At 57.8% G+C, this 2,102-nt stretch carries 1 protein-coding gene; it reads left to right on the forward strand.

Features of this window, described 5'->3' with window-relative positions; all coding sequences use genetic code 11:
• On the forward strand, nt 1-2,102 hold a 2,102-nt coding region (locus tag B7R24_RS16895), incomplete at both ends, for a condensation domain-containing protein (protein ID WP_253259541.1).

Here is a 2,102-nt window from a genome sequence, read left to right on the forward strand (position 1 = left end):
TGCGCGGCTTCCGGATAGAGCCCGGAGAGATCGAGGCGCAGCTGACGACCCACGCCAACGTACGAGAAGCACTCGTTGTCGCCCGCGACGACGCACAAGGCGACAAACGCCTCATCGCTTACGTGGTGACCCAGGATGAGGTGGTGGGTCTTGCTGGCGAGTTGCGGTCGTATTTGTCGTTGAGTCTTCCTGAGCACATGGTTCCAGCGGCGTTTGTTGTGTTGGACGCGCTGCCGCTGACACCGAATGGGAAGGTGGATCGGCGCGCTTTGCCCGCGCCTGCGGACGAGGCTTACGCGCGTGGTGTCGAGGAGGCACCGGTGGGTGAGATCGAGACACTACTGGCTGGGCTGTGGAGCGACCTGCTGGGCGTTGAACGGATCGGACGACGCGACAGCTTCTTCACCCTCGGCGGACACTCCCTCCTCGCCGTCCGACTCATCAGCCGCATACGCCAAGAGGGGTATGCCGTTGATGTCGCTGCGCTGTTTGAGGCCCCACGGCTCTGCGATCTGGCCGAAAAGCTAGAAAAGAAGTCAGACGTTGCCGTGGCCGTGGCCGACAATATGATCACGCCGCAAAGTATGTTCATTACGCCTGAAATGCTTCCCCTCGTCGATCTGACGCAGGCAGAGATCGACTATGTCTTGACAAAGGTGCCGGGGGGTATCGCCAATGTTCAAGATATCTATGCTCTGTCATCGCTCCAAGAGGGCATGCTGTTTCATCATCTGCTCGAAGAAAGCGGCGACACATACATCGTCGTATCAAAAATGGCGTTCTCAAGCCGGGAATTGTTAGATCGGTATTTGGGAGCTGCGCAACACGTAGTTGATCGCCACGACATACTGCGAACAAGTTTCTTGTGGGACGAGCTGACATCACCGGTGCAGGTGGTGTGGCGCCATGCTCTCCTGAATGTCAAACTCATCGAACTTGATGCACTGGGTGGCCCAGCATTAGAGCAACTAGAACGGAGCTCGGGCCTCGAGCACTATCGGATGAATCTTGCTCAAGCACCGCTTATGCACTTTGTCATCGCCCAGGACACACAGAGTGAACGCTGGCTGATGCTGGAGATTTCTCACCACTTGATCGGCGATCATTCGACTCAGGATGTGGTCAACGAAGAAATCGAAACAATCCTCTCCGGTAGGGAAGACAGCCTGTCTGATCCGGAGCCGTTTCGCAGCCTCGTTGGCGAGGTCAGGATAGGAATTACCCCCGAAAAACATATGCGTTTCTTCCGGGTCATGCTGGGCGACGTCGACGAGGCGACCCTGCCCTTTGGCTTGGGTGACGTGCGCGATGCCGACCAGAGCATTGATGAGGCGCACGAGACAATGCCGGCGGCCTTGAATAATCGGCTCCGCGATCAGGCAGGACGCCTGGGTGTGAGTCTGGCGAGCCTTTGTCATGTTGCGTGGGGCCTGGTAGTAGCGCGCACTTCGGGGCGTCAGGACGTCGTGTTCGGGACAGTTCTTCTCGGCCGCAACCAGGGAACGGCGGTCTTAGAGCGAGCTATGGGCTTGTTCATCAACACATTGCCATTCCGTTTGCGTGTGGATGCAACGGGGGTTGAGGCTGCCGTGCGCAAGACACACTCGCTTCTGGCGGAACTCTTACGACACGAGCACGCTTCGCTGGCGGAGGCACAACGCTGCAGCCGCGTCGATGCGCCCGCCCCATTATTCGGGGCACTACTGAACTATCGCCATCAAATGCCGTCCACTCCAGATCGTTCACGCGCGTTCTCTGGAATTGAGATGCTAGGAGGGCGAGAATCAACAAACTACCCGGTCGCAATGTCTGTCGAGGACTTTGGCCAGAGCCTGGGTCTTACAGCGCAGGTCTCGAAGAACGTGTCGGCATCGCGGCTATGCGCTCTGATGCAACAAGCGCTGGAAAGTGTTGCGGATACTCTTGAAAATCGCCCAACACATCCGCTGCATCAACTTGATGTTCTATCCGAACCTGAGCGGCGTCTTTTGGTGGAGGAGTGGAATGACACGGTCGTTCCGTTTGCTGAGGAGGCGTGTATTCATGAGATGTTCGAGGCCCAGGCGGAACGCTCCCCCGATGCGGTGGCGCTGGTCTACGAA

This window comes from Subtercola boreus (assembly GCF_003399645.1).
Lineage (GTDB): Bacteria > Actinomycetota > Actinomycetes > Actinomycetales > Microbacteriaceae > Subtercola > Subtercola boreus_A.